14 protein-coding genes and 1 pseudogene are annotated in these 15,542 nt (G+C 36.7%); 14 read left to right on the forward strand and 1 reads right to left on the reverse strand.

The features are described from left to right. Positions 1-4 precede the first annotated feature (4 nt). From ACGG81_RS06200 to ACGG81_RS06215, 4 genes are all read left to right on the forward strand, one after another. A complete protein-coding gene (locus ACGG81_RS06200) occupies positions 5-265 on the forward strand; it encodes a hypothetical protein (protein ID WP_390110137.1) in 261 nt (86 codons plus the stop codon). Continuing rightward, positions 266-538, forward strand: a complete 273-nt coding sequence (locus tag ACGG81_RS06205; RefSeq protein WP_390110140.1) for a hypothetical protein — start codon at positions 266-268, stop codon at positions 536-538. A 159-nt stretch (positions 539-697) separates the two neighbouring features. Then, positions 698-1,555 carry a DUF2971 domain-containing protein gene (locus ACGG81_RS06210; RefSeq protein ID WP_270196897.1) on the forward strand — a complete coding sequence of 286 codons (858 nt, stop codon included), beginning with the start codon at positions 698-700 and terminating at the stop codon, positions 1,553-1,555. A gap of 72 nt (positions 1,556-1,627) precedes the next feature. After that, entirely contained in the window at positions 1,628-1,906 is a 279-nt protein-coding gene (locus ACGG81_RS06215) for a hypothetical protein (RefSeq protein ID WP_270196896.1), read from the forward strand. A gap of 222 nt (positions 1,907-2,128) precedes the next feature. Here ACGG81_RS06215 and ACGG81_RS06220 read toward each other — a convergent pair whose 3' ends face one another. After that, complete coding sequence (locus ACGG81_RS06220; protein ID WP_270196895.1) at positions 2,129-2,461, reverse strand: hypothetical protein; 333 nt, start codon at positions 2,459-2,461, stop codon at positions 2,129-2,131. Between the two features lie 370 nt (positions 2,462-2,831). Here ACGG81_RS06220 and ACGG81_RS06225 point away from each other — a divergent pair, with 370 nt between their 5' ends. From ACGG81_RS06225 to ACGG81_RS06270, 10 genes and pseudogenes are all read left to right on the forward strand, one after another. Beyond that, the gene (locus ACGG81_RS06225; protein ID WP_117576218.1) at positions 2,832-3,662 is read left to right on the forward strand and encodes an amino acid ABC transporter substrate-binding protein; all 831 of its coding nucleotides are present in this window, start codon (positions 2,832-2,834) and stop codon (positions 3,660-3,662) included. A 58-nt stretch (positions 3,663-3,720) separates the two neighbouring features. Next, positions 3,721-4,368 (forward strand): amino acid ABC transporter permease, encoded by a 648-nt coding sequence (locus tag ACGG81_RS06230; protein WP_390110144.1) that lies wholly within the window; start codon positions 3,721-3,723, stop codon positions 4,366-4,368. Between the two features lie 12 nt (positions 4,369-4,380). Further along, the gene (locus tag ACGG81_RS06235) at positions 4,381-5,136 is read left to right on the forward strand and encodes an amino acid ABC transporter ATP-binding protein (RefSeq protein WP_009262524.1); all 756 of its coding nucleotides are present in this window, start codon (positions 4,381-4,383) and stop codon (positions 5,134-5,136) included. Between the two features lie 451 nt (positions 5,137-5,587). Further along, positions 5,588-5,755: a hypothetical protein gene (locus ACGG81_RS06240; protein WP_009262523.1), complete on the forward strand. Its 168-nt coding sequence runs from the start codon at positions 5,588-5,590 to the stop codon at positions 5,753-5,755. A gap of 359 nt (positions 5,756-6,114) precedes the next feature. Beyond that, positions 6,115-7,005: a Fic family protein gene (locus ACGG81_RS06245; RefSeq protein WP_390110147.1), complete on the forward strand. Its 891-nt coding sequence runs from the start codon at positions 6,115-6,117 to the stop codon at positions 7,003-7,005. A 33-nt stretch (positions 7,006-7,038) separates the two neighbouring features. Continuing rightward, positions 7,039-7,509, forward strand: a complete 471-nt coding sequence (locus ACGG81_RS06250; RefSeq protein ID WP_390110149.1) for a hypothetical protein — start codon at positions 7,039-7,041, stop codon at positions 7,507-7,509. 585 nt (positions 7,510-8,094) lie between these two features. Beyond that, the gene (locus ACGG81_RS06255) at positions 8,095-9,597 is read left to right on the forward strand and encodes an N-6 DNA methylase (RefSeq protein ID WP_390110349.1); all 1,503 of its coding nucleotides are present in this window, start codon (positions 8,095-8,097) and stop codon (positions 9,595-9,597) included. Positions 9,598-9,625: 28 nt separating this feature from the next. Beyond that, positions 9,626-10,795 (forward strand): restriction endonuclease subunit S, encoded by a 1,170-nt coding sequence (locus ACGG81_RS06260; protein ID WP_390110152.1) that lies wholly within the window; start codon positions 9,626-9,628, stop codon positions 10,793-10,795. Next, positions 10,779-14,129, forward strand: coding sequence for a DEAD/DEAH box helicase family protein (locus ACGG81_RS06265; protein ID WP_390110154.1), 3,351 nt, complete (start codon positions 10,779-10,781; stop codon positions 14,127-14,129). The genes ACGG81_RS06260 and ACGG81_RS06265 overlap by 17 nt, the downstream gene beginning before the upstream one ends. Before the next feature lie 216 nt (positions 14,130-14,345). After that, positions 14,346-15,527: pseudogene (locus tag ACGG81_RS06270) on the forward strand (tyrosine-type recombinase/integrase); the annotation flags it as partial. Positions 15,528-15,542 lie beyond the last annotated feature (15 nt).

The raw sequence follows: 15,542 nt of genomic DNA on the forward strand, positions 1-15,542 counted from the left end.
GACCATGCATCACATGAGAAGATATGCAAACGAGCTGGAAGGATTAAAGCTGGCTAGCGAGGAACCGAAACTTTTAAAGATGTATTTTCAAGTGTTTGTTTCTATGCTTGATCTTACATTATTTTTAACAGAATCCATGTTAACTATTTTGGAGGTGCGAAGCATGAATAATTATTTTGCATTGGAATCAATCTTAATGCAAAAGGAATTGTTTCAGAATGAAAGATACAGAGGAATGTCCTGTACAACAAAGGTGCTGTATTAGTTGTTGTTAGAGAGAAAAACATATGTAGCAATGAAAGATTGGATCGATGAATCAGGTGTGTGTTATGTAGTGTATCCGAAGATGCAATTGATGCGTGATTTAGGATGTACGTTATATCGTCTGGATCAGACAATGGAGGAATTAAAGAAGCACGATTTAATCTGTATCATTCCAACAAATGGAAAGCCACATCAAATTTATGTTACAGATGTGGACGGAATGAAGCAAGAAGAATTATTGGAGAAAGCTATGAGAGAGATGATTAGAAAGTAAAGGGTGTAACAACAATGGAAGAACAGGAAGAAGCAACTGTTGCAGTGGCAATGGAAGATTGGAACGGAGAAAAATTTTGAGAATATAAAATTAACAATTTGTGTGTGATAATAAAATATTGATTTAACTATAGAAAAATTAGAAAATGGAGGAATGAATATGCATTATGTCGATGATATGCTCTATATAGCTCAAATGGAAGAGGGAGAAAAATTATATCATTATACAACAATTGATGCACTAATTAATATTGTATCAGGAAAGGAACTATGGATTACAAAATGGGATTACTTAAATGACATAGATGAATTAAAAGTTGCATTGGAAATATGCTTAGAAGTTTTAAAAGAAGAAAATATAAAAGCAGAAATAATTCGAGAAGTCGAAAAACGTGTAAATGAAAGTATAAATGGAACTGATTTTTCAGAGAATTATTTTGTTTGTTCTTTTTCGTGTGACAAAGATAGTCAATTGCTGTGGTCAAATTATTCTAATTATGATGGAGTTAATATAGAAATTGATTTTGCAAAGTTTAAAGAAAGATTAAATCATCGTTTTTTATGGCATGGATTAGTTAATTATGATTTTGAATCTCAAAAAGAATGCATAAAAAGAACACTTCATGATTCATTTTTGGATGGTGGCATGATAGCCGATTATAAATCCTTAAATGATATTAATGAGTTACAAGGTGAAGATTATGAAATATGTGTTACACATATAGAGATGATATGTGTGTTGTACGGCATGTTTTTTAAAAGAACAGGCTTTAAGGGAGAAAATGAATATCGATTTGTGTTTGCTATTAACAAGGAACAAGAGATTAATTTTAGAAATAAAAATAGTATAGTGATTCCATATATAAAAAAGAGACTAGAGGAAATAGATTTTATTGCTAAAATAACTATTGGGCCAACAAATAAAATCGATATTGCAGCGAAAGGGATACGTGAGTTATTACATTATTATCATAGAGATGTTAATGTTGTAAAATCTGAAATTCCACTTCGATTTTAATGATGTGCGTTGCAGTAATGCAGGGTGCTAGGCGGGTGGATAAAGTAACCTTGATAAAAGGAGCGAGCAATCATGCAGACCGTAACATCAAGTGAATTCTGCCGTATCGTTAAAAAAGTCTCGAAAGAGAGCAAAGAGAAGTTGAGTCTCGGGCATATGGGCGAAAACTACGGAACGTGCGAAGAAACTGGAAAGCAGCACGGAAGAATCTCTCGGTATAAAGGAAGCGGTATGTATGAAAAGTGTAGTTCGGAACTGGAGAGACCCTACCTATCACCGAAAGGTAAAGAGAAAGCGTATAAGCTTGGCGAAAACGTATTTCTGATGGAAGGGAGTCGGAGAGGAACATAGTACCGACAATGGCTGTGCAAGAAAACGCAGTTTATGGGAAGGTTCCTTACTTCATTCATGTTTGTAGTGTATATTATAATTGTTGTTAAGCTATCCTATATAGAAAACTTGCTGCTTTCTTGGGCGCAACTTTTCGAAGGTCGTGTCGCCCAGGACGAACAGGTAAGATTTCTTTACTTATCAAGGCTTCAACATCTGGCGGAGACTTCTCCGCCATTTTACTTATAAAATATCCTTTGTGAAGATTAGAGTTATTGTTATAGTGTGATGTAAAAGAAAAAATAAATCTTTAAATGCATCTGGTGAAATCTGTGCTCGCCTCTGATTAAAAGATGCGTTTGTTGAACATTCTGTCGTATATCCAAAATACTTATGGAGTTCATTTTTCAGGGACTGACTTTCCATAGAAATAATAAATTTCATCAGCGTAGAAAAATCCCACTTCTTTTTCCGGCTAAAGTCCTTGCTAGGATGGACAACATAATTAGATTTGTTTAGGGCCATTCCATCAATCAAATCCCATAGTGTAGTTTTTACTTCTTCTGAAAAATTCATAAGCGTAACCCTCCTAAAATGTAATACATTCAAGGGGCTTCGCCGCATTTTTGGACCGTTTTGTCAAGTAGTTTTTGCAAAAAAATAAAAAAATTAAAAAGATATGCGAAATTACATATCTTTTTAAATACCATATTCCTTATCTTAATGACATTGCTCAAGATTGAGGGGCAGGGGAGTTGAAGTGTCGAAGACACTTTTTTATAGAGTCTAGAAATACAGGTGTTTTTATTATGCAGAAAATAAGAGAGGAATTTAATCAAGCATTGACAATAAGGGGAAGGTATGATATTATAAAAAGCAATTAATTCAATATAGTAAAGTGGTCAATTACTAACGTGATAACGCAAGAAAAAGGAGGATGAAAAGAATGAAAAGGAATTTAGCAATATTTTTGATGGGAATGACAATCGCAACAATGGTGCTTGGGGGATGCAAAGATAAAGAAAATATTTCCAAAAAGGATGGCAAGGAATCTGAGAGTGTGGAGGATAAGAAGACATTTACAGTGGGATTTGATGCAGAATATCCACCATATGGATATATGGATGAAAATGGAGAATATACAGGATTTGATTTGGAACTGGCAGAAGCAGTCTGTGAACTGGAAGGTTGGGAGCTGGTGAAAAAACCGATCAACTGGGATTCGAAAGATATGGAATTAAATTCCGGCGCAATTGATTGTATTTGGAATGGATTTACTATGAATGGAAGAGAAGAGGAGTATACATTTTCTACTCCGTATGTAGATAACAGTCAAGTAATCGTTGTGGCAGAGAAATCCGGCATGAAAACATTGGAAGATTTGCAGGGAAAGAGCGTTGGCGTGCAGGCAGCAAGTGCTGCACTGGATCTTTTACAGAGTGAAGAAGAAGGTGGCCAGAAGGCACTGGCAGATACCTTTAGTGCTTTGAATGAGTTTGCGGATTATAATACGGCCTTTACAGAACTTCAGGCAGGTGCGCTCGATGCTCTTGCAATAGATGTAGGAGTTGCTAATTATCAGATCAAATCCAGAGGAGAAGGATACCAGATTTTGGAAGAAACTTTGAATACAGAGCAGTATGCAATTGGATTTAAAAAAGGAAATCAGGAATTATGCGATGTAGTCAATGCCGACCTGAAAAAATTGACAGAAGACGGAACGATTGCAAAGCTCGCGGAAAAATATGAGATTGCCGATATGGTAACTCTAAAATAAAAAAGATCCCTTTGAAAGAGGACTTCTTTTCAAGGAGATTCTGATAGGAGGAAGAAACATGAGTTTTGGGGTAATGTTGAGGCAAATGACAGCAGGGTTTGGACAGACTTGTCTGATTTTTGTCATGACACTGATTTTTTCGTTGCCTTTAGGGATGTTGGTCTATTTTGGAAGAGTCAGTAGAATCAAACTAATCAGCTGGATTGTGAAAATTTATATCTCGGTGATGAGGGGAACCCCTCTGATGCTGCAACTTCTAGTATGGTATTTTGCACCATATTACTTGTGGCAGATGAATATTGGAGGATACAAGCTGGCAGCAATTCTTCTTGGATGTTCTTTGAATTATGCAGCCTATTTTGCGGAAATCTATCGTTCTGGCATAGAGTCTATTCCAAAAGGGCAGTATGAAGCTGCTGCACTCCTTGGATATTCCAGACAGCAGACGTTTTTGAGAATCGTACTGCCACAGATGGTAAAAAATGTGCTCCCATCTGTGACAAATGAAGTAATCACACTGGTAAAAGATACATCTCTGGTATATTCATTATCTTACATTGAAATGTTTGCGGTAGCAAAACAGATTGCAGCAGCACAGACAACGGTTGTTCCATTTTTTATCGCTGGTGTATTTTACTATATTTTCAATTATGCAGTTGCATGGGGAATGGAATTGTTTGAAAAAAAGTTGAACTATTATCGTTAGGAGGTTTCCAGAATGAGTCTTTTAGAAATGAAACAGATTAAAAAAGAATTTGAAGGTACAACGGTAATTAAGGATCTTTCGCTCTCCGTAGAGGAGGGGGAGGTTTTGGCAATCATAGGGCCATCTGGATCCGGGAAGTCTACGTTGCTTCGCTGCGCAACAATGCTGGAAACTATCGATGACGGGGAAATATTATATCAGGGAAAGAAGGCAGTATGGATAGAGAATGGAAATCCAACCTTTCCGAAGAAGCAGGAGTTGAAAGAAATCCAGTCCTGTTTCGGTCTGGTATTCCAGAATTTTAATCTGTTTCCGCACTTTTCTGTCATAAAAAACATTGCAGATGCACCAATCCATGTGCAGAAGAGAAACAGGGAAGAAGTTTACGAGGAGGCAAAAAAGCTCTTGGCAAAGATGGGACTTTCGGATAAGGCAGAGGTATATCCTTATCAGCTTTCCGGCGGGCAGCAGCAGAGAGTGTCGATTGCGCGAGCACTGGCCATGAAACCGAAGATGTTGTTCTTTGATGAACCTACATCTGCATTGGATCCAGAGCTGACCGGAGAGATCTTAAAAGTAATCAAAGATCTGGCGGCAGAGCATATGACGATGGTGATCGTGACACATGAAATGGATTTTGCACGGAAGGTAGCGGATAAGATCATTTTTATGGAGAATGGTGTCATCGCGGTGGAAGGAAATCCGGAAGAAGTCTTTGCATCTGATCATGGAAGAATGAGGGAGTTTTTGGGAAAATTATCCATGTGATTCTTTGTAAGCAACTTGCTTAATAGTAGGCAATGCCGTATACTTTATGTAAAGAAAAGTGCAGGAGAGAATCCTCGTGGGGAAAAGAGAATTGCATTTGCAGATGAGATTTTTTGCGAAAGCAGATTATGAAATATTTATATTGTAATTACAAAATGGAAAACAATAATATTTGGAAGTAGAGGAAAGGAAAATGATTATATCACCGTCATCATTAGATATAAATCTAAGCCAGATTCTTGGTGAAGTGAATTCGAGGAAAACGCAATTACCAGAATTACTTAGAAGCGTTTTATAATACGAAACGAATCCATAGTCACTGTGATTATATGTCACCAAATGATTATGAAAAGTTGTATCGGAAGCTTCAGCAAGACGAATTGAAGCTTGCAGGTTAAGATGAGGAAAATCTCATTTTAACTTGTACTAAATCTTGACATAGGAGCAGTCAGTGGAAGATAAGAGTTTAAATAAGTATGGCAGAATGCGCAGAGCGTTTCTGCAGAAACAGAATCCGACACCGGATAAGGAAACAGACGATATGGCTTGGGTAAGACATATGGATCTGCTGAGAGAAATGTCAGAGGACGTAGTGGTTAGGGAAGTGGTTTGTACATAATGTGAATAGCAACCAGCTCGAAAACGGGCTGGTTTCTTTATCGGCAAAATTGCCGGTAAAACTTAAAAATAGGGTTTTACTTTAAAATGTGAGCAAAAAGATGCCTTGTAAAACGGATTTTTGATTTACGAAGGGATTTTTTGAAATTTAAAAGGAAATAAACCACATGAGTATATATAAAATGTGATTTCTATCAGGCTGTTATATGTTTTTGTAATGGCACATAGTTAATTAATACCGGAAACGGCAAAAATAAAAGAGATGAATACGAATATATATTTGATAGTTTGCCGATAATGTGATATACTATACCATAATAAAGTGCAAATTTTGAGTTGAATTATAACGGAGGAGAGCAGATGCGATACCTTTCAGTTACTGAAATAGCAAAAAAATGGAATGTGTCAGAGCGTAGCGTCAGAAATTACTGTGCTCAAGGTCGAGTGAATGGTGCATTTCTTACCGGAAAGACTTGGAATATTCCTGAAAATGCAGAAAAACCGGAGCGTTCCAACAAAAAGAAAGAACAGCCAATTACATTGCTGGATATTTTACAGGAACAGAAAGAAAGTAAGTATTCCGGCGGCATTTACCATAAGACACAGATTGATTTAACATACAATTCTAATCATATTGAAGGAAGCCGTCTGACTCACGATCAGACAAGATATATTTTTGAAACCAATACTATCGGTGTGGAAAAAGAAGTGTTGAACGTAGATGATGTTATCGAAACAACAAACCATTTTTGCTGCATTGATATGATTATTGATAATGCCAAAGGTGCACTTACTGAAAAGTTTATCAAGGAATTGCACCGCACACTTAAAACAGGTACAAGCGATTCCCGTAAAGATTGGTTTATGGTTGGTGACTACAAAAAACTGCCAAACGAAGTCGGTGGTATGTATACCGCACTTCCGGAAGAAGTTGCCGATAAGATGAAAGCTCTGCTGACAGAGTACAATGGAAAAGAAGAAAAGACTTTTGAGGATATTCTGGACTTCCATGTAAAGTTTGAACGTATTCATCCGTTCCAGGACGGTAACGGTCGAGTAGGCAGACTGATTATGTTTAAGGAATGTCTGAAATACAATATCGTTCCGTTCATTATCGAGGACAATCTGAAAATGTTCTATTACCGTGGATTGAAAGAATGGAATAATGAGAAAGGCTATCTGACAGACACCTGTCTGACAGCACAGGATAAATATAAAGCGTATTTGGATTATTTTAGGATTATGTATTGAGATATTAGATTTTAATAAGAATGAGGTATGCGAATGAGATGGTTTGATTTTGAAAAAGAATACAATAAATTACTTACTCCGGAAATCGTTGCGTATCTGACTCAGATTCATGAGTTTAAAGGGCTCCATTCCAATGTGGAATCGCAGAAAGAAATTTTGGCTGAATTAGTAGAAATTGCTAAAATTCAGAGTACAGAGGCATCAAACAGGATTGAAGGAATTATTACAACAGATGACCGTTTGAAGTTGATTGTAAAAGAAAAGACGATGCCCATGACTAGAAGTGAGAAAGAAATTTCTGGTTATAGAGATGTCCTTGCAACAATTCATGAAAGCTATGAATATATTCCGATCAGATCAAATATGATTCTTCAATTGCATATAGATTTATATAAATTCAGTGGAAGCAGTGTTGGAGGCTATTTCAAGACTACTGATAATGTGATCACAGAGGAATTACTAGATGGAACAAGAAGAGTAAGGTTTGAACCAGTTCCGTCTTAGGAAACACCAGAGGCAGTTAATAACTTGTGCGAGACTTTTAACGAAGCAATGAATAAGCATACAATGGATCCACTGATTTTAATTCCGATGTTTGTGTTGAATTTCTTCTGCATCCATCCATTCTCTGATGGGAATGGTCGTATGAGCAGATTACTTACTTTATTAGCATTTTATCGCTGTGGTTATAATGTTGGTCAGTATATCAGTATAGAAAAATTAATCTCAGATACAGAAGAAAGCTATTACGAAGCTCTTCAAGAAAGTTCTTACAATTGGCATGAAGAGGAAAATGATTATCAGCCATTTGTGAAATACATGTTAGGAATTATTATTGCTGCATACAGAGACTTTACCGATCGAGCAGCACTTTTGACTAATAAAGCAATGTCAAAACCTGATCGTATCAGGGAGATAATCAAAGGCACATTGGGAAAGATTATCAAAGCAGAAATAATGGAACAGTGTCTAGGAATCAGTCCAACAACGGTGCGGCGGGCATTGAATGAATTGCTTAAAAACAATGAAATAATCAAAATTGGTGGGGAAGATACACTTCATACATATGGAATAGGGAGAATGATTAATATGATTACAGGCGAATTAAAAAGTAAAATTGATGGACTATGGGAAATCTTCTGGACTGGTGGATTGACAAATCCATTAGATGTGATTGAGCAGATGACATATCTGATGTTTATTCGTGATTTAGATGATGCGGATAATCTTCATGCAAAGGAAGCGGCAATGTTAGGACTTCCGCATAAAAGTATTTTTGCTGATGAGGTTCAGGTAGGAGAACGTACAATTGCAGGAAATCAGCTGAAATGGAGTGTATTCCATGATTTTCCGGCAGCAAAAATGTATAGTACAGTGCAGGAGTGGGTATTTCCGTTTATTAAGAACCTTCATGGAGATAAAGACAGTGCCTATTCAAAATACATGGGAGATGCGATTTTTAAAGTTCCAACACCGCTGATGCTGGATAAAATTGTAACATCTATGGATTCTATTTATGAGCAGATGGCACAGCTGAAATCAGTTGATACAAGAGGAGATGTGTACGAATATCTTCTTTCAAAACTGGCAACTGCAGGAGTGAATGGACAGTTTCGCACACCGAGACATATCATTCGTATGATGGTAGAAATGATGGATCCAAAAGCTAATGAAATCATTTGCGATCCAGCTTGTGGTACATCAGGTTTCCTTGTATCTGCAAGTGAATATTTAAAAGAGACTAAAAAAGAAGAGGTATTCTTTAACAAACAAAATAAGAATCACTATATGAACCATATGTTCCATGGCTTTGATATGGATAGAACGATGTTACGAATTGGTGCCATGAATATGATGACTCATGGTGTAGATAATCCATATATCGAGTATCGAGACAGTTTGTCTGACCAGAATTCGGATAAAGAAAAATATAGTCTGATTCTCGCTAATCCGCCTTTTAAGGGCAGTCTAGATTACGACACAGTAAGTGCAGATCTTTTAAAAGTATGTAAGACAAAGAAGACAGAGTTATTGTTTCTTGCATTATTTATTCGCATGCTTAAAATTGGTGGACGCTGTGCATGTATTGTCCCAGATGGTGTATTATTTGGCTCATCCAAAGCACATAAGGATATTCGTAAGGCAATTGTGGAAGAAAACAGATTAGAAGCAGTTATTTCTATGCCTTCAGGTGTGTTTAAACCATATGCAGGAGTGTCAACAGCAATTTTGATTTTTACAAAAACAGGTCACGGTGGAACTGATAATGTATGGTTCTATGATATGAAAGCAGATGGATTGAGTTTAGATGATAAACGTAGCGAAATAAAGGAAAATGATATTCCTGATATTATAGAGCGTTTTAGAAATCTGGATAAAGAAGTGGATAGAAAACGAACAGAACAGAGTTTCTTTGTCACAAAGCAGGAAATTGTGGACAATGGCTACGATCTTAGTATCAATAAATACAAGGAAATAGAATACGTACCAGTTGAATATCCATCAAGCCAGGAAATTATGACAGATCTTCGTGAATTGGAAATGAAAATTGGCGAGGAAATGGATGCTTTGGAACAATTGTTAGGATTATAAAAAATTCGGATTTGTGGGGATAAAGTAGATGAGACTAGAAGATGTATGTACGGTCTTTACTGATGGCGATTGGATTGAAAGTAAAGACCAATCGGAGAAAGGAATCAGATTGGTTCAAACTGGAAATATTGGTGAAGGCATCTATTTGGAGAAAGAATCAAGAGCGAAATATATTCCTGAAGATACCTTTAAAAGGTTAAAATGTACAGAAATATTCCCAGGAGATATTTTAGTTTCTAGATTGCCGGAACCAGTTGGAAGAGCATGTATTATTCCAGAAAAAACAGAGCGAATGATTACAGCAGTAGACTGTACTATATGTAGACCTAATGAAGCGTTGATCAGCAAGGACTATCTATGTTATTTTATGCGATCAAATGCATATTATATGCGATTACTTGGTAATGTCACGGGAACGACAAGAAAAAGAATTTCTAGAAAGAATTTAGGAAATGTGGAACTGAAAGTTCCGACAAAAGAAGAACAGAAGACGGTAGTAGAACGATTAGATTGTTTGGTTAAGGTGATTGATTCAAGAACAAAAGAATTACAATTATTAGACGACCTTATCAAAGCCCGATTTATCGAATTGTTTGGTGATCCGGTTTCAAATTCTTACGGTTTACCAGAGGCTACATTATCTGACTTGGGAGAATTTGGTCGAGGAGTATCTAAACACCGACCAAGAAATGATATTAAGCTGTTAGGTGGTAAATATCCATTAATTCAGACGGGGGATGTTGCTAATGCAGGATTATATATTACATCTTATGGCAACACGTATTCAGAACTTGGATTAAGACAGAGCAAAATGTGGGATAAGGGGACTCTCTGCATTACGATTGCTGCCAATATTGCTAAGACAGCTATATTGGAATTTGATGCTTGTTTTCCTGATAGTGTGGTTGGATTTATTGCAAATGAGAGAACAAATAATATTTTTATTCATTATTGGTTTTCTTTCTTTCAAGAAATCCTGGAATCACAGGCTCCTGAGTCTGCTCAGAAAAATATTAACTTGAAAATTCTTAGTGAATTAAAGGTAATAGTGCCAGAAAAAAGGAAACAAGATGAGTTCGCCTCTTTTGTTAAATTAACCGACAAATCAAAATTTCAGAAATACAATGCGACAATTTTGTCTCATAATATATATATGTATTCGAAACCAGAAGGAGGTTCATATGCAAACCAACTTTGATTATTTAAAAAATGAAGAAAAATTCTCGACATTTGCAGATGTTGCAATTTCTGCGGAAAAGATTGTTTTGATAGACCCTGAGGCGTGCGTTATTAACTGCCGTAGGGCAATGGAATTCGCCGTGAAATGGATGTATTCCATCGAAAAAGAATTGTATATGCCTTATCAAGATAATCTGCAGAGTCTTATGAATGCGGAGGATTTTAGAGAAATTGTTGGATACGATATTTGGAAACGAATGGATTACATCCGAAGATGCGGGAATAATGTTGCACATAATAACAAGAAGTTAGGTAGAGCTGAAGCGATGCTTTGCCTAGAAAACTTGGCTATTTTTCTTGATTTTGTTGCATGTTGTTATTCTTTAAGTTATGAAGAACATATTTTTGACAGACAATTGGCCGAGGACAGAATCAATAAAACAAAACAGTCAAAAAAAGAGGCTGCAGATACAAAAGAAAGTCTGATGGAGAAAATCTGTGAGCTTGAGAAAAAAGAGCTGGATTTACAGACATTAATCAAGGAAAATGCAGCACTGAAAGAGGAACTTTCAGCTAGAAGAGAGGAACAGCAGGATTCCTATGTCCCTAAGCCACTTGATTTGTCAGAGTATAAAACAAGAAAACTGTATATCGATGCTATGCTTGAGGATGCTGGATGGATAGAGGGAAAAGATTGGATCAATGAATATGAAATTCCAGGAATGCCAAATAAGTCTGAAGTGGGTTTTGCGGATTATGTTTTAGTGGGGGATGATGGTAGAATACTAGCTGTTATTGAAGCAAAACGTACTTGCATAGATGTTTCCAAAGGGCGTCAGCAGGCAAAACTATATGCGGATATTATTGAACAAAGACAGAAAAGAAGACCAGTCGTATTTCTGACGAATGGTTTTGAAACTAGAATCATTGACAACCAATATCCGGAGAGAAAAATTTCGGTTGTGTATTCTAAGCGAGATCTTGAGAAACTGTTTAATCTTCAAACTATGAGATCTAGTTTAAAATATATTACAGTAGATAAGAATATTGCAGGAAGATATTACCAAGAAGGTGCAATTAAAGCTGTCTGTGACGCCTTCGAAACTAAAAATCGCAGAAAAGCACTTTTGGTTATGGCTACAGGGTCCGGAAAAACAAGAACAGTCATTGCTCTTTGTAAGATATTACTGGAACAGGGATGGGTAAAGAATATTCTGTTCCTGGCTGATCGTAATTCGCTTGTGACACAGGCCAAGCGAAATTTTGTAAATCTATTGCCAGATTTATCAGTAACTAATTTATGTGAAGAGAAAGATAACTATACAGCGCATGGAGTTTTTTCAACTTACCAGACCATGATGAACTGTCTTGATTCTGTTCATGATGAAAATGGAAAATTGTTTACTTGTGGGCATTTTGATCTGGTCATCTGTGATGAGGCTCATAGATCTATTTACAATAAATATAAGGACATCTTCAGCTACTTTGATGCTCCACTGGTGGGACTGACAGCAACGCCAAAGGATGAAATCGATAAAAATACGTATGATATTTTTGAATTGGAAAATGGTGTTCCAACGTATGGATATGAGCTTGCGCAGGCGGTTAAGGATGGATACCTAGTAGATTTTATGTCTGTGGAAACGACTCTGAAATTCATTGACCAGGGAATTGTTTATGATGAATTATCTGAAGAAGAAAAAGAAGAATACGAAAGTAAATTTATAGACGAAAATGGTGAGTTACCAGAAAGTATTAAGTCTTCAGCGTTAAACGATTGGGTATTCAATGAGGATACAATCAAAGAGGTGCTGCATATTTTCATGACCAATGGTATTAAAGTGGATTATGGAAATAAGATTGGTAAGAGTATTATATTTGCGAAAAACCATGATCATGCGGAGAAGATTTATGAAGTCTTTGGAAAAGAGTATCCGCATCTGGTTGGATATGCAAAGGTCATTGATAATTATCTGAATTATGCCCAAAGTGCCATTGATGAATTTTCTGATCCAAAGAAGATGCCTCAGATTGCGATCTCTGTTGACATGCTTGACACAGGCATCGATGTACCAGAGGTGGTCAATCTTGTATTCTTTAAAAAAGTAATGAGTAAAGCAAAGTTCTGGCAGATGATCGGAAGAGGCACACGTTTATGTCCAGGATTACTGGATGGAGAAGATAAAGAGAAATTCTATATTTTTGATTTTTGTGGAAACTTTGAATTCTTCCGCATGAATAAAGGGCGTCCAACAGCGAATATGATTGCATTACAAGGTGCCATTTTCCAACTTGAATTTGAAATTGCATACAAATTGCAGGATATGGAATATCAGACGGATCGATTAATCGCATATCGTAATACGCTGGTAGAACATATGGCTTCGAAGGTGAAAGAACTGAATCGAGAAAACTTTGCCGTTCGGCAGCATTTGAAATATGTAGATACTTATGCAGATGAAAAGAATTATACGGTCTTAACCTATGAGGATACATTGATGGTAAGAGAAGAATTGTCACCTCTTATTGAGCCGGATCATGATGAGGCAACTGCTTTGCGCTTTGATGCTCTTATGTACGGCATCGAGTTGGCGTATTTGATGGAGAAGAAGTATTCGCGAGGAATGCATGACTTGATTTCGAAGGTTTCTGCGTTATCCAGTGTTGCAAACATTCCGGAAATTATGATTCAGGCAGATCTGATTAATCAGATTCTTCATACGGATTATCTTGATAATGCTGGAATAAATGAATTTGAGCACGTAAGAGAAAAACTTCGTGATTTGATGAAGTACATTCCAAAAGGTCCGAAAGCTATTTATGATACAAATTTTGATGATGAAATTCTTGCAATGGATTGGAAAGAATCAGAGTTAGAAAATGACGACCTTAAGAACTACAAGGCTAAAGCTGAATACTATGTTCGCCAGCATCAGGATAATGAGGTTATTGCAAAATTGAAAAGTAACAGACCTTTAACATCTTCAGATATTAAGATTTTGGAAGAGATTCTGTGGAGTGAAGTTGGAACAAAACAGGATTATGAAGCAGAATATGGTGAGAAGCCATTAGGTGAGTTTGTCCGAGAAATTGTAGGTCTGGACATGGCGGCTGCAAAGGAAGCGTTTGCAGAATATCTAGATGAAACAAAACTGGATAGTAGGCAGATACACTTTGTAAATCAGATTGTAGAATTCATTGTACACAACGGCATGATGAAGGATTTGTCTGTTTTGCAGGAAACACCATTTACGGATCAGGGAAGTGTTGTAGAAGTGTTTACGGATTTGTCCGTGTGGATGGGAATAAGAAGAGTAATAGAGCGGGTCAATGAGAATGCATTGGCAGCGTAAGGAAGAAGAGATTATAATCTATAATACTTGATAATAGTATTTCCCTTTGTATAGCAAAGGCCGTGCTTTCGCACTACTGTCGAGGGTTTGGGGACCGGAATCCCCAACAAGTGCCATGCAGTAAAAATTCATTTTTGTAGCGCATGGCGAAACTTGCTCTTGTATGTAAGCAAACTGACAAGGTGTCGTTTCTATGCGACACCTTGTCATGCATAGAAAAATAATGCTTCACTTGGTAAGCGTAAAATATTATATAGTTGGAGATTGACAGAAGCAGATAAGATGCCGGAAGGTAAACGGGCAGATCTTTCTCTCAGGGAAAAAGAAAGAAAAGTTCAGTCCTTACAGATGCAAGGGATTACAGGAAGTAACATTACAGTGCTTGAACTTGTGGAACGATATCTTTCCCTGAAAACAGGAGTAAAGCATAATACTTTAGCGAATTACAAATTTGTGGTGAATGTATTGAAAAAGGAAGAATTCGCTTATAAGAAAGTGGATGATGTGAAACTTTCTGACGCAAAGATTTTTCTGATAAAACTACAAAGAGATGGTAGAGGATATAGTTCCATTCATTCCATCAGAGGTGTTTTAAGACCTGCTTTTCAAATGGCTGTGGATGATGACTTGATTCTAAAAAATCCATTTGGATTTGAATTAGGTACAGTACTTGTTAATGACAGTCAGAAAAGACAAGCTGTTTCTCCGGAAGATGAAACTAAATTTCTTGATTTTGTAAAGAATGATTCGCATTATAATCAGTATTATGATGCATTTTATATCTTATTCAAGACAGGTCTTAGAATATCTGAATTTTGTGGACTTACTGTAAAAGACTTGGACTTTAAAGAAGATATTATCAATGTGAATCATCAGTTGCAAAGAACTCGAGAAATGAAGTATATCATCGTATCTACAAAGACAACAAGTGGTACGCGGTTACTTCCAATGGAAGCGGATGTAAAAGAAGCATTCCTTCGAATCTTGAAGAATAGAAGGAAACCAAAACGTGAGCCGATGGTGGATGGATATGGAGGATTTCTGTTTCTGGACAAGAATGGAAGGCCAATGGTTGCACTTCATTGGGAAAAGTACATGCAGCATGCAAGAGAAAAATATAATCGTGAGAATTTGTTGCAATTGCCGCCAGTTACTCCACATATATGCAGGCATACTTATTGTACAAATATGGCCAATTCAGGGATGAACCCAAAGACACTGCAATATCTGATGGGGCATTCAGATGTATCTGTAACACTTAATATTTATACGCATACCGGCTATGATGATGCAAAGAAAGAACTTGCCAGATTAAAAGAAGCAAGGGATGAACTGGAAAAGAAAAAGTTTATAACCCAAAAACATGCACAAACAACTCATGTAAGCCTTATCTCATAAGGAATTTGGGACTTT

The sequence above is a fragment of the Faecalimonas umbilicata genome, assembly GCF_042846195.1.
In the GTDB taxonomy this organism is placed as follows: Bacteria; Bacillota; Clostridia; order Lachnospirales; family Lachnospiraceae; genus Faecalimonas; species Faecalimonas umbilicata.